Here is a 19,934-nt window from a genome sequence, read left to right on the forward strand (position 1 = left end):
ATTATATAATATTCTTAATACTAACTTCTATATAGAAAGGAAAAGAATATGTCGTCAGAAAAACTAGTAAACGAATTTCTATCATTTTTAAGTGCTACAAAACAGCCTAATAGCTTAAAATTTTTAAATGAGCTAATTAAAGCTCATCAAGAAAAAGTAAAGTGGGAAACCCTTTCTAAAATAATTGACTGGGAAAAAGGTAATGAAACAGGGGATTATTTTCCTTTCATTGAGACATACATAAACCGTATTACAACAAAAGGTCTGGGCGGTACTTGTTGGACGCACTCGATTGGATTCCATTGGTTATTATCAAATCTTGGTTTTGATGTTCATTATATGTATATGGACCCCGGACATTTATGCTTACGAGTCAACTTAGACCAACCTTATTATGTCGATGTTGTTTACTGTGCACCTTTATTCCAAGCTTACTCACTTTATGAATCATTTCAAATAAGTAATGTAAGAGAAACTTTTACTTATGAAGTCTCAAATAATAGGGTTAAAATTACTAGAAATCCAGGTCCAGCAAAAATCTTAAATACAGAGCAAATACATTTATCAAGTATGAAAGAACTCATTACAAAGTCTAATGATTGGCCTACCTCTCCTGTATTAAAGACAATTCAGATCTTCGGTTATATCGATGGCATTCCGACTTCTATTAATAATAATGTTTTAAAACGATATTTCCAAGGTAAGAAAAGAGAAGAAAGTCTTACATCTTCCGAACTTAATTATTGGATAACAGAAAGATTTTGTGTCGATAAAAAAATATATGAAAGAACTATTGAGATTTTTAATATTAAACTTCTTTATTATAAGCAGTTTCCACACATTCTGCTAAACGCTCCATTTGTTCCATAGTTAAACCTCGTGAAATCCATCCTGTTAACTTATACATAATTTTATAGTAAAAATTACTCGGTTCATATTCTGAAATTAATGTTAGTGCTGTACCTTCTTCATCTTCTTCTAACATATAAGTCATCGCTGAATATCCTTGCTTCATTTCACTACCTAGTGAAATGATATGGGGGGCATCGTATTCAAGAATTTCTACTTCTGCCTCCAATATTTTCTTACCGACTTTTTGAACAGAAATATATTTATCTCCTACATGTGGATTCTCTTTATCTATATTTGAAGGATAGCGATTTTCTATTATAAACGTATTCCATTCTTTTATTTTTTCATCTTCTATTATATAGTCACATACAACATCCATTGGTGCTTTTATTACTATTTCAATTGCAAAACTCATTATACTGCCCCTCTCAAATACCCTATCCATTTCTATTTAACTAAATCATTATGCCATATTTTATATAGTGAAATACAAGTGGAATTTTAACTTTTATTGCGAGAATGTTTTTCGTAATAAGAAAATCATGAATAAATAATTTAAATACTTATTCATGCAAAATATCTTACTAACGATACAACAATTAAATATAACGCAACGAGTAGTAAAGCGATGCCCATACTTCTATTTTCTTTATTTTTAAAATTTTGCACCCCTAAACTAACTAACATAAACCCTAATAGTGTTTGTAAAATTAGCAAACTCTGTTTCGAAGCATCATTCCAACTATAAATGGAATACCCCATTACAATAATTGCAAGTAAAACCGTTACAATCCTATTCATACGCAAATCCCTCCTATTCAAAAAGAAACCGCTAAGTTTCCTTAGCGGCTTTATTAACAATTTATATTTGTGAAATTGTTTTTCATGAATTAGATATAAATTAAAAGAATTTCCTGGTTAATATAACTACGTATGTTAACACACTTTTTCTTTATTTAATCTACTCACAATTCCAACTATAAATTTATATTCAACCCTCCTTTTCTTAACCTTTTTAAACCCTTCTTTCGCATCAAAAATTAAACACGTTTTGCGAAACCAAATTCGTACATATAAAGACTCAAAATAAATAGGTTTTATAATACCTCGTTCCTCAAATTCAGTTCCATCTTTATTTTCTGTTTCTGTTCGAACGAACCACCTATTTCCAATACCAATTTCAATATACTTCACATAAGTCCCCCTTTCGGAAATTAATTTCTAACTATTCTATTATTTCCCCGGTAAGCGCACATTCCGACAGAACATGAGCCCACAAAGAAAAAGTAGATTACAAAAATCTACTTTATAACTTATATTTTTGCATTCGTTTATAAAATGTACTTCGAGGTACATCTAACAGTTTTGCAGCTAACGAAACATTTCCATTCGTCTTTTCAAGCGCTTCAATCATACTATCACGCTGTATTTTCTCACGGAAATTTAATGTATACTTCGTTTTATTTTCTATTTGCAATTCAAGTTGATGTTGATTTCCCATCATAGTTTGTAATAAAAAAGAGATTTGTTTTTCGCATATTTCCCGTCCTTGCGACAAAATGTAAATACGTTCTAATACATTTAATAATTCTCGAATATTTCCGGGCCATGTATGTTGTGAAAATTGATTACAAATGCTCTTTGGAAATGCAACATTCCAATTCTTTCGTTCACAAAAATGTTGTATGAAGTACGGAATATCCTCCTTTCTTTCTATTAACGATGGAACATATAGCGGATAAACATGTAAACGATAATATAAATCTTGACGGAACTTTCCTTCTTCAACTAATCGCAGTAAATCTTTATGTGTCGCAGTAATAATACGAATATTGACTGGTACCTCTTTTGAACTGCCAATTGGGGTTACTGTTCGTTCTTGTAAAACACGCAATAATGCGACTTGCATCTCTGGTGGCACTTCACCAATTTCATCTAAAAATATTGTTCCACCGTCTGCTTGTTCGAATTTCCCTTTATATCCTTGGCGCCGCGCACCTGTAAACGCTCCTTCAGCATAACCGAACAATTCACTTTCCATTAATTCTTTCGGTAATGAACCACAGTTAACAGCTATAAAAGGACCATTTTTTCTTGGACTATTTTCATGAATCGCTCTCGCTACATATTCTTTCCCTACACCTGTTTCACCACAAACATATACACTTGCGTCAGTTGGTGATACAAGCTTAATTTCTTCTAATGTATGTTGAAATACACTGCTCGTCCCAGTTACTCCAGGGAAAGTAATTCCATTTATAAATAGGGAAGTTGAAAATAATTTTTCTTGTTTATTTTCCTTTACATAAATACATTTCCCAATCATTCTATTATTACTGTATACTGGAACTTCTAATTTAGTTTTCAATCCATAGTGCATTAAATCTTCAGATTTCATTCGTGACCAATTACATACTCGTTCACGAACCCTCTTGCTTGCGGAAACGATAACATCACGATGATTACAAATAACAACTTGCTCATCACTATCAATTACATCTAAAAAACGATGAATTAAGTGTAGCTCATTTTGATGCACTCGAATACTACATTCACGTTCAATTGCATGGGCAAGCGAAGTTACCATACCGAGCATATATGGATGTGAAAACTCAATTGGACAGGAGAAATCTAGACCGCCAATTAATTTTCCATCATCATTATGAATGGGAGCGGCCGCACAGCTCCAGCTATGAGATGCGACAGAATAATGTTCTGTACCACTTATCATAATAGCTTCTTCAATTTCTAACGCTGTTCCTATCGCATTTGTACCAACAGCTGCTTCCGTCCACTTCACACCTTCAATGAAATTAATATGTTTCGCTCGTTTCAACGTTTGTTGATTTCCACTTAACGATAGAACGTAACCGTCTGGATCAATTAATAATGCCATCATTTGCAGTTCATCAATGGTTTTTCTCATATTTTGTATTTGAGGTATTGCTATATCAAGGAAGATTTCACTCTTTGTCTTTTGATCCTGAAAAATATTAGAAGACAAAATTTTCTGACCTTTATTCATATGAGGGTTCACATTTGCTTGTTTACATCGATGCCATGACTCTGAAATTCTCTCGTTAATACGGCTCGAATCAAGAACTCCTTCATCAACAAACTTTTTCCAAGTATGTAAGTAAAACGGTGAAGCTAACATCATATCATCTCCCTTTTAATTGTTTTGGAGATTTATAAAAACATACTTTTATTATAAAATCGAATAAAAGCGTTTTCAACAAAACTAGAAAGATGACACAAATATGTTAATAATTTGAATATATCAATACATTTCTTTATTCTTTTTTAGTAGAACTATATTTTGTATAATGGACGCAACGAAAATACATAACCAAAACCACTTTTGTGGATTGCCATTTATAAAGAAAACAATCACGGCTATTGTAAATAAAATAGTGGATGCTACACTAAAATATAATTTTGTTTTAATTCCCATTATCCCTCACCTCTCTATCACTTTACAGTATATATTAACTCTTCATTTTTCATCTCTACTATGTACTCCTGTAAAACATACTCTTTCCCGCCATGTTTTTCATACCATTCATGTATTCTTCTAGTATGTTTCTCGTCACTTCTAATTTTTGATTCTATTTCTTTATACTGTTCATAACTATCATATTCCCATATGGCAAACATTTCAGTCGTACCATTCTTATTATCTTTCATCCAGCGTCCTATTAGCCTAGATCCATGCTTTACCTGATTAGGTAAGTTCGTGTTATTGAAATGATCATTAAACATTTTAATAAATTCATTTTTTACTATATAGTACTTTCTTCTATAAAACATACTTTCCACCTCTTTTATGAACAGACTCAAATACATCTTCCCATTACAACCGTATTATAATACTGCTCATCTGACAGCCTCTTATCATTTTTCAAAATTCCTTCTACTTCAAAACCTAATTTTTTATAAAGTAGAATGGCTTTTTCGTTTGTCTCTAATACTTGTAATGATATCTTTTTCACTTCATTTTCATCAGCCCAATGAATAGATTGTTGCAATAGACTCTTGCCCATTCCATATCCCCAAAACTCTCTTAAAATACAAACACCAAACTCTACTTTATGAGATAATCTCTTCAAATTTGATCCTTCACATCTTGAAAATCCAACGATTCGATTGTGCACTTCTGCAACTAAAAACAAATTCTTTGTCTCTTCACTATCTGTTTTTATTATTTTTTGAAACCCTATCTTATCTATAAATCCCTCTCCAGCTTCTCTATCCATATTTTCAGTTTCGCCATCGATCTGAACTCTAATCTTCGATAATTGCTCAGCATCCGTTTCAGCTGCAGAACGAACTGTATAAGTTAATCCATTTATATAAAACTCTTGTTCTTTTATAATCATTACAAACTCCTTTTAAATGCAGTCTATTGATGCTATCAAAATTTCTTTACCTTGTTTCTCAAATTGTTGAATCGTTTCTTTACTAGCCTCTTCACCTGTTATAATAAGGTCAATCTCAATCAGTGACTCTCCTTTTATAAAGCAGTCTATTCCGATTTTAGTATGAGGAGCTAAACAAATGTTTCTTCTAGCAATTTTACTTACTGTTTTTCCAAAATAAGCAACTTCCGGCGTTGCAGTACTTATACCATTCAATGAAACACCATCACCTGTAGAGAAATACAGATCAATAGAGAATCTACTTATCATTTCAGAGGCAAGTGTATCTGTCATATTTCCTGATGGTTTCACCTTTCCACCAATTAAATACGTTTCTACATTCTTATACTCCCGTAACTTACTAGCAATTTCTAAAGTATTCGTAATCACTGTAAATGATGTTTCAGGTAAATACTTTAACATGGCATAATGAATAGAAGCCCCGCCAATAAAAACGGAATCTCCTTCTTGTATGTAGGATGCAGCAACTTTTGCAATCACTTCTTCATCTAGTGAACTATCACGATTACGTCTCGATGGTTCAGCAGCTAAATTCCTTACTCTAGCAAGTTCGATTGCACCTCCATGTGTTCTTTTTAACAAGCCATCCTTCTCCATAATAGACAAATCTCTTCTTATAGAATCAATAGACATATCGAAACTTTCCGCAAGATTTTTAGCAATTACCCTTCCATCTTTCTGAAGTAACTCTAAAATTTTCTCTCTACGCTCTTCAGTAAACATGTGCCCACCGCCGTTATTAAAGATTCTGAAATCTCATCCTTATTTTAATTATATGCATGCCTCTTCCATTTTACAATATTTTCAATTCTTATCCACTCCGTTTTATTCAGCTTTTCCCTCTTTCTATTCCGTGAACTGGACAACAAAATAAATGTATATTTGCATATTCCATAAATATACTTCCATTTACTTTCCTATTGATGTAAAATTATTCCTATGTTTTACTTTTTAATACAGAAAGGAATTACTATGAAATCTATAATTAAAGTAACTTGTACAGCATTATTATTTACAGGAATAATGGCAGGATGTAATGGGGATACTGCACCAAAACAAGAAAAGAGCGCTCTTGAAAAGAATGCAATGCACTATGGGGAAATATTTAAAAACGAATACTATAGAGCAACTGTTGAAAATGCTAAATTCGAAAAAATAGACAAAGAGTGGCGTCTCACAGCTCGCGTTACTATAAATAACGCTCGTGTTGACGGACAAACGATAGATCTTTCAGAAATAAAATATTTCATAAAAGATGACAAAACGGGTGAAAAATACGAAGGTGAAGTTATACAAAATGAAAATGCTAAAAAGGTTCCATCTGAGTTTTCTTTAACTACTGACATTGTATTTAATATGAAAACTTCTCCAAAAGATTTAAATAATATGTATTTATACATAGATAGCAAAGCTGCGCCGTTAACAGATACATATTGGAAACTTGATAATTTAGTATCTAAATAAAAAAACCAGTCTTACATGACTGGTCTTTTTACATTCATGTATCTATTTTTCATTAACATTTACATTGATTTGCTAATAACAACTTGAATTACATCAGCTAAACCAGTGTGCCCTTTCCCTTCAACTCGCTCTTGTTCCCCATTAAAGAAATGAATTACCTCATGTTCTTCACACCAAGTAAGGATATCAATTGGATCATACAGCATATCAATATCTTTTGGCCCACCAGTACCATAATTGATTTGTTTTTTTGAGTAAACTTCAAACATTATTAATCCACCTGGCTTTATCGTTTGTATCATTTTATCCAATATCATTTTTTGATGATCATTATGAAAATGTCCAAATACCATAATCGCTGCATCATATTCATTTACTGGCGAACTATCAGCTAATAAATCTACTTTTTTTTGTATGTACCTCTACATTATGTTTCTCCGCCAATTTTTTTGTCTTTTCTAATCCGTCTTCCGAATAATCAATAGCTGTTACTTTATGCCCTTGTCTTGCTAGAAATACAGCATTTCTACCTTCTCCTTCTGCGAAAGCTATTACTTTATGATAATTTTTTAAACGAAATGCTTGTTCTTTAATAAACGTATTAGGTTCTTCCCCGTAAAAATATTCATCTGATTTATATCGATCATTCCAAAATTTATTCATCATCTTCTCTCCTTCTTCAAATCATTTTCTAGTTAGAACCGCTCATCTGTAATATCACTATTAATAGCTATTGCTGCTTTATTCCCATGTGATGCAGCAATAATTAATGAGGATGGTCCTTGAGTCGTTGTTTCTCCTGCTAAGTAAATATTCTTTTCTGAAGTACGCCCAAAATCATCAATTACAAAAGTTCCATTACTTTGTAGTTCACAACCAAGTTGTTCTATAAATTGATTTGCTCTAAAGAAAGTAGGTACTATAAATCCTCCAGCTCTTTCAATCCGTAAACCTGAATAAAACTCTACTTCTTTTAAAAAACCTCCTTCACCTTGTAGTGCACGTATAGGTTCTGTAATAAAAGGTATATTTTTATTAGACAGTTCATCCATAGTAATTTGACTTAGCTCATTGCCATTTGTTGCGATTACCAAATCAGTAGACCAGTTATAAACTAATTTTGTCATATGCAACGTATAATCTTCGTTTTCAGAAATAATAATGAGTGGTTGATCTTTTAATTCCCATCCATCACAATACGGACAGCTAAATAAGCTTTTCCCATAGTATTCTCGAACATTAGGAATAGATGGGAATTCTTCCTGTATGCCCGTCGCTAATAAAACTCTTTCTGCCAAATATTTTGTGTGATCTTTGGTCACAACCTCAAATAAACCATTGGATTGTTTCGTTATCATTACAACTGTTTTTTCATAATAATGAACTGATGGATACTTCATCAATTCATTTAATCCTATTTCCTTAAACTCTTCCGGTTTAATCCCGTCACGCGTAATAAATCCGTGAGAATTTTGTGTTACACGATTCCTATTCGTTTTATTATCAAATAACGCTATTTGTTTACGAGCTCTTCCTAAAACTAAACTCGCATTAAGTCCGGCTGGTCCTGCACCTATTACTGCACAGTCTATATATTTCATAAGCAAATATCCTCCATGAATGAATAAATTTAACTATAATTAAAGATATTAAAGAGTCCTTTTATCTTTAATATCTTTAAAAATAAAAGCGGATTAAAAATCCACTTTTATTTTTTTCGCAAGATCTACAATTTTTTGATTTCTTAACTCTTCTTCCATTTTCTCTTCTGCTGCGAGCATTGCTTCATTAATTAAACATCCAGGTTTTTCATGTAAACAACATTCAAATAATGATGTTTTACCTTCAATCGCATGTATAATATCTAAAAATGAAATATCTTCCCAATTATGACTAAGCGAATAACCACCTTTTGGACCAGATGATGAATGTATCATCCCTTCCTTCGTCAACTTAGTTAGTATTTTAGACAAGTATGTTGGTGAAACATTTTGCATTTCTGCTAATTGGTGAACACTAACTAACTTATTTGGTGTTGCCTTTGCCAGAAAAAGCATTGTATGAAGAGCATAATTTGTAGCTTTAGAATATTTCATAGTACGGCTCCTATTGCAGACTTCATATATCTACAATAACTCTATTTCTTTATCCTGTCAAACATTTGTAATACTCCATACAAAATTACATCTTCTCCAGTAATACATCTGCTGCGCAAATCGTTACTTCTATAAATGGGCAATCAAATAAAACTCCTAGTTCGAAACCATCTTCAGCAAGGTCTATTTCATGACATAACCACCAAGCACCTTCAAAATTTTCCGGAATAGAACATTTCGTTACTCCTGTAAAAGTTACTTGTAGTTTATCAAATTCACTGAAAGTACCACTGCAATCTAAAGTTATAATTAGCGTATCCTCTGATCTTCTCTCTACTGATTTGACTACACTGTCATGTAGTGAGTATTCATGTAGTTGAACGACATTCTGCGCGAGCCTTTCTTTTATAGAATTATAATTCTCTATATAAGCTTGCTCTAAATCATGCATTCTTTTTTCATAATCTACTGTCCACTCAAGCACAAGTTGCTTTAATTTTTCCGATGGGTATTCTGAATTAATTGTATTGTTATAAATGTATGGATGTAATGACTTAGGTAGAAACTTTAATAACTCTTCTTTCTTTTCTTCCACGTCTTCTCTCAAACTTTGCTTATAATCCATTCCTGCCTTTTCGCTCTCTCGCAAAATCTCTTTCCATTCTTCAATAGTTTCTGAGAAAATTAAAAATCCAGATACTTGCATTTCTTTATACCAATCTCTAGTGAAGTACTTCAATGGCAGCCCCCTAAAACATTTTAAAATCCAACAAAAGCAATATATCCACTTATTATATCATTCCAATAACCATTTTTTCTAAAGAAAAAATGTAAAACTTTAAATATTCCGCCTTTTATTTCTAAAATTTCAGAATATTTACAAAAATCAATAATTAGACTACATTTTACTAGTACAAAGATTCATCTGTACAAAAATCTTAAACAAAAAGGGATGGTTATATGTTGAAGAAATTAGTAGCAGGGACATTAGTAGCTGGATTTGCATTAACTGGAGGATTAGGTGCAGTAAGTGCTGAAGAAAAAAGTAACACAATCAAATCATTTGATTATTTAAAAGTGGATGAACAAAATGTTTCTTCCTTTGCAAAATTAAGTGATCAAGATAAGAAAGACATCCAAATTACTATGGTATTACCAGAGCAAAATGCAAATGGAGATTGGTTAGCTTATGGTTTTACTAATAGAGAAACATTGGATGCTTATATTGAGAAGGATAAAAAAGCGCTTAAAAATAAAATTAATCCTTTAGGTAGCGGCGCTGGTAGTACTGATTTTTATGAACATATAAATAAAGGTGGACAATATATTTACTGGAGTAGCGGCTTTAAAAACTTACCTTCTAGCTGGAATGACAGAATTTCTTCTGTAAGCACAGCATCACCTTCTGCAAGTTATTCAACGACACTTTGGGAGCATACTTCTACACAAGGATATGGGAAAGGTGTTGTATTTAAACACGCTGATTGGTATGGTAAAACTGCTAATTTAGCTCCTGAATGGAACGATAAAACTTCAGCTATTGACATTAAAAAGTAATAGAGGATTTAATTTCTTCTATAAAAATCCAAACCACTATTCTCTCATTCATCTAGAGAATAGTGGTTTATTATAATTCCATTTAAGCATGTACAGCATGTCCTACAGCTTGCAATAGCGCTTCATGAATCGCTTCAGATAAAGTTGGATGAGCTGCAATATAATCTCTCATTATATCAGCGGTAACTTCCGTATGAATCATTACAGTTCCTTGTCCGATTAATTCGGTTGCACGAGGACCAATAATAGAAATCCCTACAATTTCTTGATATTTAGGTTCAACAATAACTTTTACTTTACCCGTTTGTTCTCCAATAATAAGTGCTTTACCGTTTGCCGTAAAAGGAAATTCTCCAATAAGAATATCACCATATTGCTCTCTTGCTAATCTTTCACTTAAACCGACGCTAGCAATTTCTGGTGCTGTATAAACACAGCGAGGTACAGCATGATAGTTTACTTTTATACCTTCTCCGCTCGCGTGTAATGCTGCTGTCGTTCCTTCATGGAAGGCAACATGAGCAAGCTGGATTCCCCCAATCACATCACCAGCTGCGTAAATATGTGATATGTTTGTTTGCATATGTTCATTCACAGAAATTCCTTTATTCGAAAATTGAATGCCTGCTTTTTCTAATCCTAACTCTTGTACACGTGGTTTTCGACCTACAGAAACGAGAACAAATTCTGGATTGGCTTCTTGGATACTTCCTTCGTATTCAAATGAAGCCTGCTTTTTATAATTATTTAATCCTTTTAAAGCTGCTCCTGTAAATATTTCTACGCCATCATTTTCTAGTTTCCCTCTTAAAATGTGTGCGATATCTTCATCTTCACCTGGTAATAATTGCGGTTCCATTTCAACAATCGTAACTTTTGTTCCAAGACGACTATAAATACTTGAAAATTCACAACCTATTACACCACCGCCAACGATTAATAATGATTTCGGTATGTTTTCTAGAGACATTGCATGGGTACTATTTAAAATCCACTTTCCATCAAATGGAGCAAAAGGTAATTCAGTTGGTTCTGAACCTGCCGCTATAATAAACTGTTCTCCATCTACTACAGCTTCTTTATCACTGTGCATAACTCTCACACGGTGATCCGTTTCAAATTTTACTTTCCCTTTTATTACTTTAATTTTATTTTTCTTCATTAAATATTGAATTCCTTGTACGAGCTGCGTTACAATTTGTGACTTCCTTCCCTGTATTTGCTTCCAATCAATTGATATACTTCCTTTGTTAAGCTTAACTCCATAATTATTCGCTTTTCTCACAATGTCATGCACTTCAGCACTTTCTAACAGTGATTTCGTAGGCATACACCCAACATTTAAACACGTACCACCAAGATCAGCTTCATCAATAAGAGTGACGTCTTTACCATTTTGAGCCGCGGTAATTGCTGCTACATAACCAGCAGGTCCGCCCCCAATTACAACTAATTTACTCATTCTCTCACCTTCTCTTTATAAAAGAATTGTTACAGGTTCTTCTAAATAGCATTTAATTGTGCGTAAAAATGCAGCTGCTGGTGCACCGTCTAATACGCGATGATCGAATGTTAAACTTAAAGGTAATATACTTCCTTTTCTTAATTTTTTTCCTTTATATACAGGAACATATTCAATCGCACCGACACCTAAAATACCAGTTTCAGGTGTATTAAGTACTGGCGTAAAATATTCAATACCAAAGCTTCCTAAATTACTAATTGTAAATGTTGTTCCTTGCATATCGTCGCTATTTAAACTGCCTGCTCGTGCCTTTTGTGCCACATTCTTAATCTCTTTAGATAACTCTACTAAAGGTAGATTATTTGCAAAGCGAATAGCTGGAACGACTAATCCTTTTTCTAATGCGACTGCCATGCCTAAATGAACATGTTCAAATCGATGAATTGCATCATCTACATAAGCGCTGTTCATTTCTTTATGCTCTCCAAGTGCTAATACAACAGCACGAGAAACGAAATCCGTAAGGGTTAGTTTGTTATCGTATCTTTTTTGTACAACTTCCGCTATTTCTTTATGTAAAGCAACTAAATCTGTAACATCTACTTTCATCGTTAACGTTAATTGCGCGCTATTTTGTAAGCTGGCATGCATACGATTTGCGATTGCTTTCCGCATACCTGTAACAGGAATCACTTTACTTTCTTCTTGTTCAAGTACTGCTGGTATTGCTACTCTTTCTTCAAGCGCCTTTAATACATCTACCTTTGTAATTCTTCCACCAGGACCTGTACCAAGTAATGATCTAATATCAAGGTTTTCAGTTTTTGCAATTTTCTTCGCTACTGGAGATATTTTAACTCTTTGCTTCGTCACATCTATCACATATGGTTCTAGATGTTGGACCTTTTTAGGTTCTGGATTAGATGTTTTTTCTTCTACAACATTTGTACTTTCATAGACTTCTACTTTTTCGTTCGGTTTACCGATATAGCAAATTACAGTGCCAGGTGGAACTCCCTCATCTTCACTTACAGCTATATCAAGAACAGTTCCATCAGCTGGTGCTTCTATCTCTGTTTCAATTTTTTCTGAATTAATACTAGCGATTAATTCTCCTCTTGCCACATTATCGCCCGCTTTAATATTCCAACTCGTAATAATACCTTCTTTCATCGCCATACCTAACTTCGGCATTACAACTTCTACAGCCATGCTTCTCTCTCCCTTCTCATCGTTTCATTACACATGTAATAAAGATTGGTCTGCGATCATTTCTGATACAGTTTCAATTACTTTTTCTGGCGTTGGCAAATACAACTTTTCAAGCGGTGGTGAGAACGGAACAGGTGTATGTGGTGCTGTAATTCGTTTAATAGGTGCATCTAACAAATCGAATCCTTTATCCGCTACAATTGCCGCAATATCTGTTGCGATACTACATCTTGGGTTTGCTTCATCAATAACGATAAGACGATTTGTTTTTTCAACAGATGCTAAAATCGTATCCTCATCAAGCGGTGATAAAGAACGTGGATCAATTACTTCTACTTCAAGTCCCTTTTTTGTTAATTGCTCAGCAGCAGCGAGCGCAGTATGAACTTGTTTTCCAATTGCAACGATTGTTACATCAGTACCTTCACGTTTAATATCTGCTTTTCCTAAAGGAATTGTATAGTACCCTTCTGGTACTTCGCCTTTCATATTGTAAAGTGTTTTATCTTCAAAGAAGATTACTGGATCATCATCTTCAATTGCCGCTAATAGTAAGCCTTTTGCATCATACGGAGTGGAAGGAACGACGACTTTAATACCTGGAATACTTGTAAATAACGCGTATAAACTTTGTGAATGCTGCGCTGCTGCACTAAATCCAGCACCGTGCATCGTACGTACTGTAACTGGAACTTTTGCTTTACCACCGAACATATAGCGGAACTTTGCACCTTGGTTTAATACTTGATCAAGACAACTACCGATAAAGTCATTAAACATTAATTCAGCTATCGGACGTAAGCCTGTTGCCGCCGCTGCCATCGCAGCTCCCATGTGACCCGCTTCAGAAATTGGTGTATCTAAAATACGATTTCGGCCAAATTCTTGTACTAGCCCTTTCGTCACGCCAAGTACACCGCCCCACGCTTCATCATCTTGCAAGTGATCAACTTGTGCACCACCTGCAACGTCTTCTCCTATTAAAATTACATTTTCATCACGACGCATTGAGATTTTCATCGCTTCATTAATTGCAGTTGACATACTTACTGTTCTAGTCATTATTTTTCACCCTCCTCTTATTTGTAAGAAACGTATACATCTTTTAATAATTCTTCATCCTCTGGATATGGACTATTTTCACTAAATTCAATTGATCTTTGCACTGCATCATCTACTGCTTTCTCCATATCAACAAGTTCAGATTCTGTTAATAAACCTTCATGAATTAAATGTTTACGGAAATTCACAATCGCATCTATTTCATTTAAATGTTTTTCTTTTTCCTCTGCAGTTTTATATGTTTGTGCTTCACCCTCAAAATGACCGTAGTTACGATATGTCATACATTCAATTATTGTTGGGCCACCGCCATTACGCGCGCGTTCCACCGCTTCTTCGGCAACTTTGTATACTGCAAGTAGATCTTTTCCATCTACTTGAATACCTGGAATATTATAAGCTTTTGCACGATCAGCAATAGAGTCACAACTTGAAGCATATTCAAATGTCGTTGCTTCACCGTAACCGTTATTTTCAGCGATAAAAATTACTGGTAACTTCCAAATCGCTGCTAAATTAACGCCTTCATGGAATGTTCCTTCATTATTTGCTCCGTCACCGAAGAAACAAACACTTACATCTTTCGTTCCTTTATATTTAGCTGTTAGTGCTGAGCCGCAAGCAAGCGGGAAACCGCCACCTACAATCCCATTTGCACCAAGCATTCCTTTATCTAAATCAGCAATATGCATGGAGCCGCCTTTACCTTTACATAAACCTGTCGCTTTCCCAAAAAGTTCAGCCATCATACCGTTTAAATCACAGCCTTTTGCGATACAATGTCCATGTCCTCTATGCGTACTTGTAATACTGTCACTATCCGTTAAGTGGGCACATACACCAACTGCTACCGCTTCTTCACCTGCGTATAAATGAACGAAACCTGGCAAAACACCTTGCGCGAACAATTCATGCACCTTATCTTCAAACTTACGAATCTCTAACATTTTTTCGTACATCCAACGAGCTTGTTCTTTCGTAATTTCATTCCCTTTACTTTCAGTTGTTTTTAACATGTCCAGCCCTCCTATTTTCTTGTTCATCTTTTATATTGCAAATACTGTGCCAAATTCTAATCCTTGATTTAATAGGTTTTCTCTTTACTTTCATAATAAAAAAGTGGACAAAATGAGACATCTGTCTCGTTTTGTCCACTTTTGTTCATCTAATTTTAGAATTATTATGTTATTCATTATCAAAACTCTTCTGTAACTTCCGGATGTAAATAATTTGACCAATATGATACGCATTATGAGTTGTTACATTTGCTAGCACTTCCCACCACTTAGCGGAAACTGGAAATCCAATTACATCACTTTCAACCTTCTCTTCATTGATAAGCTTTTGCCATTGTAACAGTTTCTCTAGTAGTTTTTCTCTTAACTCATCGAAGGTTTGATTATCTGAAAGCATAAAACTTTTGTTATTATCACCAATAGCGGGCACGGCATTAACATTCGATTCTTTATACCTAGTTTGCCACGTTGAATTCCAATACAGTAAATGTTGTACAATTTCAGCTATACTATTACTCTCTTCATTCGGTTTCCAGAAAGCTTCTCTCTCAGATAGATCTTTAACTGCATCTGAAAATGGAATATACCAACTGGGATCGTTCGCATTTGCTAATAACTGATCTGCTAATACATCTTTCACTTGAGCCATTTTTCTTCCCTCATTTCATTATCATATTAATATACACTACTCTATATACGCTGATTCCCTATAAACCCCTTTTTTACATACGAATTGATTTCATAATGAATATAAGAATAATAGATTTTCTTATCATAACTCGTTATGATAAAAGAAAAAGAAAGCGAGCAAAAAATGAATAAAAAAATCGCAGTTATAACCGGGGCTTCAAGTGGGTTCGGTCTTTTAACAACAATTGCCCTTGCGAAAAAAGACTATTTAGTTATCGCTACAATGAGAAACCTTAAAAAACAAGTGAACTTAATATCTCAAGCTAATCAACTCAACTTGCAGCAAAACATAAAAATTCAACAATTAGATGTAACTGATCAAAACTCTTTACATAACTTTCAATTATTTTTAAAAGAAATAAACAGAGTAGACCTTCTTATAAATAATGCAGGATATGCAAATGGCGGCTTTGTAGAAGAAATTCCACTAGAGGAATACCGTAAACAATTTGAAACGAACCTTTTTGGCGCTATTTCAATTACTCAGCTTGTTTTACCTTATATGAGAGAACAACAAAGTGGAAAAATCATTAATATAAGCAGCATTAGTGGTCAAGTTGGATTCCCTGGTCTATCCCCTTACGTTTCTTCAAAATATGCATTAGAAGGATGGAGTGAATCCCTTCGTTTAGAAGTACAACCTTTCGGAATAGATGTTACATTAATTGAACCTGGTTCTTATAACACGAATATTTGGGAAGTTGGTAAACAACTAGCTACAAACCAATCTGATACTACTTCTCCTTACAAAGAATATATGGATAAAATCCAAAAACATATTAATAGTGGCAGTGATACATTTGGTAATCCGGCAGATGTTGCTAATAAAATTGTAGAAGTTGCAGAAGCAAAGCGTACAACATTACGATACCCAATTGGAAAAGGTGTAAAATTTATGATCTTAGCAAAGAAGATTCTTCCTTGGAGATTGTGGGAATACCTTGTTTTGAAAAGTTTAAAGAAGATGTAATTTTTTTTGAAAGAGGTGCTAATTATATGTTAGGTTTACCCTATGGCAAAGTGTTTTTAGTTCCGTGGACTGAAGAATGGGAAATTGAATTTACGAAAGAGAAACAATTCATTGAGGAACAAATTGGCGAACATATTTTAGCAATACACCATATTGGAAGTACTTCCATTCCATATTTAAGTGCAAAGCCAATTATTGATATTGCAATCGAACTAGAAGATTATAAAGACGGTTTAAAATGTATTAAAAAATTAAAACTACTAAATTATACGTACAGAAAAGATGTATTGCCTGAAAGATACTATTTTAATAAAGGAGAGCCACGAACTCATCAAATTCATATGTATGAACAAGGGAATGCATATTTAATAGAACAATTACAATTTCGAGATTACTTAATAGACAATAAAACTGCTCGTATACAGTATGAACAGTTAAAGATTCAACTTTCAAAAGCTAATCCTAATGATAAACATCAATATGCAGAGGATAAAACAAATTTCGTTAAATCTATTTTAGCTAAAATAAAATAAGAAACCATTTAGTAGTAAATGATTTCATTTGTAATCATCTCTTCAACCGTTCCCCTATGTATTAATGTACCTTGATGTCCTTTTTCGTTGTTCCACTCGAAAATATGCTCATTTACAACAGCTAGCTCTTGGACATCAATCTTCAAATCGTATTCTTCCATTAATTCTCTTATTATCGCTTCTTTTGCTGTTTCACCAAATTCAATAGAGCCTCCTGGAAAACGATAAAATGATTCACTTAAATCACATTGTACAAGTACTTTAGAATAATCTTCATTTACAATCATTGCTTCAGCACGTAATTTAGGCATTTTCATTTTGTCTCCCCATTCATTTCATATATGTCTAAATCCAATAGGTATAAAAGAAAAGATTAAGCATAATCCCTGTTATTATTAATAGAGGAACCGTTCCTAAAGAAATGACATATTCCCTCGATTCTTTATCAAATTTCCACTCCATATATGATTGAAAGCAGTATAAAGTTATTAAAAATAAAATGGGTAAGTTGCTAATATAAATAGGATTTAAATTGGCACATATCATCGTAACAATTATATAAGAAACGATAAGAACCCTAATACCCCATTTATGAGTGTTGTTTACATATTTACTATTCCATCCTGTTTGTTTCGGTATATTTAATTTTTTTCTCACTACTTTTTCCAAAACAACTAAGAATATGATCCATACTATTAATAAAATTCCTTTAACTAAAAACAGTGATGTCTCCTCCTTTACTTTTTATCTGGCTGATCACTCGGATAAGTAGCCTTTCCTTTATTATCAATATCCCAACTAATAATTGTCGCACTATCGCGTCCGAATTGATGATGAACGTGCTCTAATACATGATGAACACTTTCTTCATGTATTATATTATTTCTATTCATATCATTATACAGATTTAATGGTGTTTCATATCGACGGTCCCCACATTCTAATACCCCATCTGTCACCATTACAATTCGATTGTTGCCAGTACGTAATTCACGAATTCCTGATGAATAGCAAGGAACAGGTAAATCAAATGTGTTTACATTTCCAATCCATTCGTAAAAATGACGTTGATTTAATGCATATTGCCCTAACTTATGTAACTCTTCATGAAATACATAAACTAAACAATCTCCAATAGATAACCACCATAGATAATTTTCTTTTCTTACACATAGTAAGCAAGCTGTTTCACCTTTAATTATTTTGCACTGTTCTTTAAATGAAGAGGACTGAAAAATTGTAAGTATATGATTTTCAAGAGATCGAAACACAGTTTCAATTGGTTCTTTCATAATCGTTTTTATATTTTCATACTCTTTTTCAATTGTATTTACTACTAAATCAACACTTTCTGCACTATTATGTCCATCTAGTATAGCTGCAAATTCCCAATTACCATTTGACCAAACTAACGCACCATCTTCATTCTTTTTTGCTCCTGCGCTTATATTCCCACCATATGTACCAAGCAAGATGTCACCATATTGCTTTACCGAAATTTCGTCTAAACACATTTCCCTACTTCCAACCCATGAATATTGTCTATTATTTGTTGTATGCATATTCACTCACCATATACTTTCGTATTCTTTCACATAGTTTTTTGATTTCTTCTGCGTCACCATAAGGCGCACCTGTCCATTTCGCTACTTCAGTCGGTGACCAAAACTCTTTTGGTTTATTTGTATAACGCGGTATGATGTGCATATGCATATGTGGTACACCATTTCCTGAAACAAAAGTGTAAATATGTTCTGCACCTTCACTTTCTTTTAGCGCTTTACTCATTCTACTAGTTATAAGTCCGAATGCTTTCGCCTCATCTTCAGTTAATTCAGCTAGACCAGGTACATGTCTTTTTATGTCAATCATTATATAACCAAGATATGTTTCTTCACTATCCCAATGGACATGTCCAACGTATATAAGATCATCTTCATAAATAGCACCACCTGGAACTATAATATTTCCTTTATGTTTTTCACAAATAAAGCAGTTTTGTTCTACTTGTTTGTTTGTTGACATATCCATCACCATCCTTTTTATATATAATATCATAAAAAAAGGAAAAAAAAGGTTTTATATTCCGAATATTCGTTCTTTTAACGCAACAATTTTTGAAATGAATTTACAACCTCATTTTTTCTTCAAAAACGCAATTCCAATTACAAGCCCAATCACAATTCCGATTACTAAATTATTTGTAAAGTACCCTTGGAATACACCGATTACAACCCCTATACCGACGCCTATTGCCAAGGCATCATTTCTTTTTATATTTTTAGCCAAATTGCATCTCCTCCCATCATTTCTTCCCTAATAATATCCATTTACATGACGTCGCTGTCTCCTAATATATTCGCTATTCCACTTAATAATTTCCAAAAAATGTACTTTATTACTTATACTTTTCCACCACATAATCCTCTTCTTAAAAAGAGATTTTCAAGTCGCTATTAAATAAACATATCGTTATTCATCGAAGAATTAAATCAATGAAATAACAACAAAACCAAGTTTTTGCGTCAGCTGATGGTTCTGTTATTGTTCGTATGTGATCTTTTCGAATATAAAAAAA

Annotated in this window: 23 protein-coding genes and 3 pseudogenes; 5 read left to right on the forward strand and 21 right to left on the reverse strand. The window is 33.4% G+C overall.

From position 1 onward, the window contains the following. The first annotated feature begins 48 nt into the window (after positions 1–48). A complete protein-coding gene (locus ACQVV1_RS02755; protein ID WP_242253058.1) occupies positions 49–870 on the forward strand; it encodes an arylamine N-acetyltransferase in 822 nt (273 codons plus the stop codon). Here ACQVV1_RS02755 and ACQVV1_RS02760 read toward each other — a convergent pair. The 7 genes from ACQVV1_RS02760 to ACQVV1_RS02790 all read right to left on the reverse strand — a co-directional run bounded on the left by ACQVV1_RS02760 (position 809) and on the right by ACQVV1_RS02790 (position 6,014). After that, positions 809–1,267 carry an SRPBCC family protein gene (locus tag ACQVV1_RS02760; protein WP_242253057.1) on the reverse strand — a complete coding sequence of 153 codons (459 nt, stop codon included), beginning with the start codon at positions 1,265–1,267 and terminating at the stop codon, positions 809–811. The genes ACQVV1_RS02755 and ACQVV1_RS02760 overlap by 62 nt on opposite strands. 152 nt (positions 1,268–1,419) lie before the next feature. After that, a complete protein-coding gene (locus ACQVV1_RS02765; RefSeq protein WP_063221413.1) occupies positions 1,420–1,653 on the reverse strand; it encodes a YczI family protein in 234 nt (77 codons plus the stop codon). A 135-nt stretch (positions 1,654–1,788) separates the two neighbouring features. Then, positions 1,789–2,046 (reverse strand): DUF3977 family protein, encoded by a 258-nt coding sequence (locus ACQVV1_RS02770; protein ID WP_242253056.1) that lies wholly within the window; start codon positions 2,044–2,046, stop codon positions 1,789–1,791. 112 nt (positions 2,047–2,158) lie between these two features. Next, a complete protein-coding gene (locus ACQVV1_RS02775; RefSeq protein ID WP_242253055.1) occupies positions 2,159–4,009 on the reverse strand; it encodes a sigma-54-dependent Fis family transcriptional regulator in 1,851 nt (616 codons plus the stop codon). A 314-nt stretch (positions 4,010–4,323) separates the two neighbouring features. Then, on the reverse strand, positions 4,324–4,662 hold the full coding sequence (locus tag ACQVV1_RS02780; protein WP_242253054.1) for an NIPSNAP family protein: 339 nt from the start codon (positions 4,660–4,662) through the stop codon (positions 4,324–4,326). A gap of 26 nt (positions 4,663–4,688) precedes the next feature. Continuing rightward, positions 4,689–5,231: a GNAT family N-acetyltransferase gene (locus tag ACQVV1_RS02785; RefSeq protein ID WP_242253053.1), complete on the reverse strand. Its 543-nt coding sequence runs from the start codon at positions 5,229–5,231 to the stop codon at positions 4,689–4,691. 12 nt (positions 5,232–5,243) lie between these two features. Beyond that, entirely contained in the window at positions 5,244–6,014 is a 771-nt protein-coding gene (locus ACQVV1_RS02790) for a DeoR/GlpR family DNA-binding transcription regulator (RefSeq protein ID WP_242253052.1), read from the reverse strand. A gap of 249 nt (positions 6,015–6,263) precedes the next feature. Here ACQVV1_RS02790 and ACQVV1_RS02795 point away from each other — a divergent pair, with 249 nt between their 5' ends. Next, positions 6,264–6,755, forward strand: coding sequence for a hypothetical protein (locus ACQVV1_RS02795; protein WP_242253051.1), 492 nt, complete (start codon positions 6,264–6,266; stop codon positions 6,753–6,755). Positions 6,756–6,814: 59 nt separating this feature from the next. Here the strand turns inward: ACQVV1_RS02795 and ACQVV1_RS02800 are convergent. From ACQVV1_RS02800 to ACQVV1_RS02815, 4 genes and pseudogenes are all read right to left on the reverse strand, one after another. Beyond that, positions 6,815–7,421: pseudogene (locus ACQVV1_RS02800) on the reverse strand (class I SAM-dependent methyltransferase). A gap of 29 nt (positions 7,422–7,450) precedes the next feature. Continuing rightward, positions 7,451–8,356, reverse strand: coding sequence for an NAD(P)/FAD-dependent oxidoreductase (locus ACQVV1_RS02805; RefSeq protein WP_431168587.1), 906 nt, complete (start codon positions 8,354–8,356; stop codon positions 7,451–7,453). Positions 8,357–8,449: 93 nt separating this feature from the next. After that, a complete protein-coding gene (locus ACQVV1_RS02810) occupies positions 8,450–8,851 on the reverse strand; it encodes an Rrf2 family transcriptional regulator (RefSeq protein ID WP_000877648.1) in 402 nt (133 codons plus the stop codon). 85 nt (positions 8,852–8,936) lie between these two features. Then, positions 8,937–9,590: a DUF4085 family protein gene (locus ACQVV1_RS02815; RefSeq protein ID WP_431168588.1), complete on the reverse strand. Its 654-nt coding sequence runs from the start codon at positions 9,588–9,590 to the stop codon at positions 8,937–8,939. A gap of 221 nt (positions 9,591–9,811) precedes the next feature. Here ACQVV1_RS02815 and ACQVV1_RS02820 point away from each other — a divergent pair, with 221 nt between their 5' ends. Next, complete coding sequence (locus tag ACQVV1_RS02820) at positions 9,812–10,408, forward strand: hypothetical protein (protein WP_431168589.1); 597 nt, start codon at positions 9,812–9,814, stop codon at positions 10,406–10,408. 82 nt (positions 10,409–10,490) lie between these two features. On the opposite strand, the gene lpdA is transcribed toward ACQVV1_RS02820, so the two are convergent. The 5 genes from lpdA to ACQVV1_RS02845 all read right to left on the reverse strand — a co-directional run bounded on the left by lpdA (position 10,491) and on the right by ACQVV1_RS02845 (position 15,812). Further along, a complete protein-coding gene (gene lpdA, locus ACQVV1_RS02825) occupies positions 10,491–11,870 on the reverse strand; it encodes a dihydrolipoyl dehydrogenase (protein WP_431168590.1) in 1,380 nt (459 codons plus the stop codon). Positions 11,871–11,885: 15 nt separating this feature from the next. Further along, complete coding sequence (locus tag ACQVV1_RS02830) at positions 11,886–13,085, reverse strand: dihydrolipoamide acetyltransferase family protein (protein WP_431168591.1); 1,200 nt, start codon at positions 13,083–13,085, stop codon at positions 11,886–11,888. A gap of 27 nt (positions 13,086–13,112) precedes the next feature. Beyond that, entirely contained in the window at positions 13,113–14,147 is a 1,035-nt protein-coding gene (acoB, locus tag ACQVV1_RS02835) for an acetoin:2,6-dichlorophenolindophenol oxidoreductase subunit beta (protein WP_431168592.1), read from the reverse strand. A gap of 17 nt (positions 14,148–14,164) precedes the next feature. Continuing rightward, positions 14,165–15,163 carry an acetoin:2,6-dichlorophenolindophenol oxidoreductase subunit alpha gene (acoA, locus tag ACQVV1_RS02840; protein ID WP_242253042.1) on the reverse strand — a complete coding sequence of 333 codons (999 nt, stop codon included), beginning with the start codon at positions 15,161–15,163 and terminating at the stop codon, positions 14,165–14,167. 169 nt (positions 15,164–15,332) lie between these two features. After that, complete coding sequence (locus tag ACQVV1_RS02845) at positions 15,333–15,812, reverse strand: DinB family protein (protein WP_242253041.1); 480 nt, start codon at positions 15,810–15,812, stop codon at positions 15,333–15,335. A 165-nt stretch (positions 15,813–15,977) separates the two neighbouring features. On the opposite strand from ACQVV1_RS02845, the gene ACQVV1_RS02850 reads away from it, so the two are divergent. Continuing rightward, positions 15,978–16,823: an oxidoreductase gene (locus ACQVV1_RS02850; RefSeq protein ID WP_431168593.1), complete on the forward strand. Its 846-nt coding sequence runs from the start codon at positions 15,978–15,980 to the stop codon at positions 16,821–16,823. A 26-nt stretch (positions 16,824–16,849) separates the two neighbouring features. Further along, positions 16,850–17,356, forward strand: a complete 507-nt coding sequence (locus tag ACQVV1_RS02855; RefSeq protein ID WP_309258880.1) for a GrpB family protein — start codon at positions 16,850–16,852, stop codon at positions 17,354–17,356. Positions 17,357–17,376: 20 nt separating this feature from the next. Here the strand turns inward: ACQVV1_RS02855 and ACQVV1_RS02860 are convergent. The 5 genes and pseudogenes from ACQVV1_RS02860 to ACQVV1_RS02880 form a co-directional block, all read right to left on the reverse strand. Next, positions 17,377–17,673: pseudogene (locus tag ACQVV1_RS02860) on the reverse strand (NUDIX domain-containing protein); the annotation flags it as partial. Positions 17,674–17,701: 28 nt separating this feature from the next. Beyond that, positions 17,702–18,025: a DUF4181 domain-containing protein gene (locus ACQVV1_RS02865; protein ID WP_080468295.1), complete on the reverse strand. Its 324-nt coding sequence runs from the start codon at positions 18,023–18,025 to the stop codon at positions 17,702–17,704. A gap of 68 nt (positions 18,026–18,093) precedes the next feature. Continuing rightward, a complete protein-coding gene (locus tag ACQVV1_RS02870) occupies positions 18,094–18,918 on the reverse strand; it encodes a PP2C family serine/threonine-protein phosphatase (RefSeq protein ID WP_242253036.1) in 825 nt (274 codons plus the stop codon). After that, positions 18,902–19,414, reverse strand: a complete 513-nt coding sequence (locus ACQVV1_RS02875; RefSeq protein ID WP_242253034.1) for an HIT family protein — start codon at positions 19,412–19,414, stop codon at positions 18,902–18,904. Before ACQVV1_RS02875 ends, ACQVV1_RS02870 begins: the two co-directional genes overlap by 17 nt. A 78-nt stretch (positions 19,415–19,492) precedes the next feature. Further along, positions 19,493–19,662, reverse strand: a pseudogene (locus tag ACQVV1_RS02880) (glycine zipper domain-containing protein). Positions 19,663–19,934 lie beyond the last annotated feature (272 nt).

The organism is Bacillus basilensis (assembly GCF_050630465.1).
Taxonomy (GTDB): domain Bacteria; phylum Bacillota; class Bacilli; order Bacillales; family Bacillaceae_G; genus Bacillus_A; species Bacillus_A basilensis.

Excerpts from the sequence above, each read along its gene's own strand:
- ACQVV1_RS02850 (WP_431168593.1), top strand. The coding sequence starts at position 15,978 with ATGAATAAAAAAATCGCAGTTATAACCGGGGCTTCAAGTGGGTTCGGT.
- lpdA (WP_431168590.1), bottom strand. The coding sequence starts at position 11,870 with ATGAGTAAATTAGTTGTAATTGGGGGCGGACCTGCTGGTTATGTAGCA.
- ACQVV1_RS02870 (WP_242253036.1), bottom strand. The coding sequence starts at position 18,918 with ATGCATACAACAAATAATAGACAATATTCATGGGTTGGAAGTAGGGAA.
- ACQVV1_RS02805 (WP_431168587.1), bottom strand. The coding sequence starts at position 8,356 with ATGAAATATATAGACTGTGCAGTAATAGGTGCAGGACCAGCCGGACTT.
- acoB (WP_431168592.1), bottom strand. The coding sequence starts at position 14,147 with ATGACTAGAACAGTAAGTATGTCAACTGCAATTAATGAAGCGATGAAA.
- ACQVV1_RS02755 (WP_242253058.1), top strand. The coding sequence starts at position 49 with ATGTCGTCAGAAAAACTAGTAAACGAATTTCTATCATTTTTAAGTGCT.
- ACQVV1_RS02855 (WP_309258880.1), top strand. The coding sequence starts at position 16,850 with ATGTTAGGTTTACCCTATGGCAAAGTGTTTTTAGTTCCGTGGACTGAA.
- ACQVV1_RS02790 (WP_242253052.1), bottom strand. The coding sequence starts at position 6,014 with ATGTTTACTGAAGAGCGTAGAGAGAAAATTTTAGAGTTACTTCAGAAA.
- ACQVV1_RS02875 (WP_242253034.1), bottom strand. The coding sequence starts at position 19,414 with ATGATATTATATATAAAAAGGATGGTGATGGATATGTCAACAAACAAA.
- acoA (WP_242253042.1), bottom strand. The coding sequence starts at position 15,163 with ATGTTAAAAACAACTGAAAGTAAAGGGAATGAAATTACGAAAGAACAA.
- ACQVV1_RS02785 (WP_242253053.1), bottom strand. The coding sequence starts at position 5,231 with ATGATTATAAAAGAACAAGAGTTTTATATAAATGGATTAACTTATACA.
- ACQVV1_RS02810 (WP_000877648.1), bottom strand. The coding sequence starts at position 8,851 with ATGAAATATTCTAAAGCTACAAATTATGCTCTTCATACAATGCTTTTT.
- ACQVV1_RS02830 (WP_431168591.1), bottom strand. The coding sequence starts at position 13,085 with ATGGCTGTAGAAGTTGTAATGCCGAAGTTAGGTATGGCGATGAAAGAA.
- ACQVV1_RS02845 (WP_242253041.1), bottom strand. The coding sequence starts at position 15,812 with ATGGCTCAAGTGAAAGATGTATTAGCAGATCAGTTATTAGCAAATGCG.
- ACQVV1_RS02795 (WP_242253051.1), top strand. The coding sequence starts at position 6,264 with ATGAAATCTATAATTAAAGTAACTTGTACAGCATTATTATTTACAGGA.
- ACQVV1_RS02765 (WP_063221413.1), bottom strand. The coding sequence starts at position 1,653 with ATGAATAGGATTGTAACGGTTTTACTTGCAATTATTGTAATGGGGTAT.
- ACQVV1_RS02775 (WP_242253055.1), bottom strand. The coding sequence starts at position 4,009 with ATGTTAGCTTCACCGTTTTACTTACATACTTGGAAAAAGTTTGTTGAT.
- ACQVV1_RS02820 (WP_431168589.1), top strand. The coding sequence starts at position 9,812 with ATGTTGAAGAAATTAGTAGCAGGGACATTAGTAGCTGGATTTGCATTA.
- ACQVV1_RS02780 (WP_242253054.1), bottom strand. The coding sequence starts at position 4,662 with ATGTTTTATAGAAGAAAGTACTATATAGTAAAAAATGAATTTATTAAA.
- ACQVV1_RS02760 (WP_242253057.1), bottom strand. The coding sequence starts at position 1,267 with ATGAGTTTTGCAATTGAAATAGTAATAAAAGCACCAATGGATGTTGTA.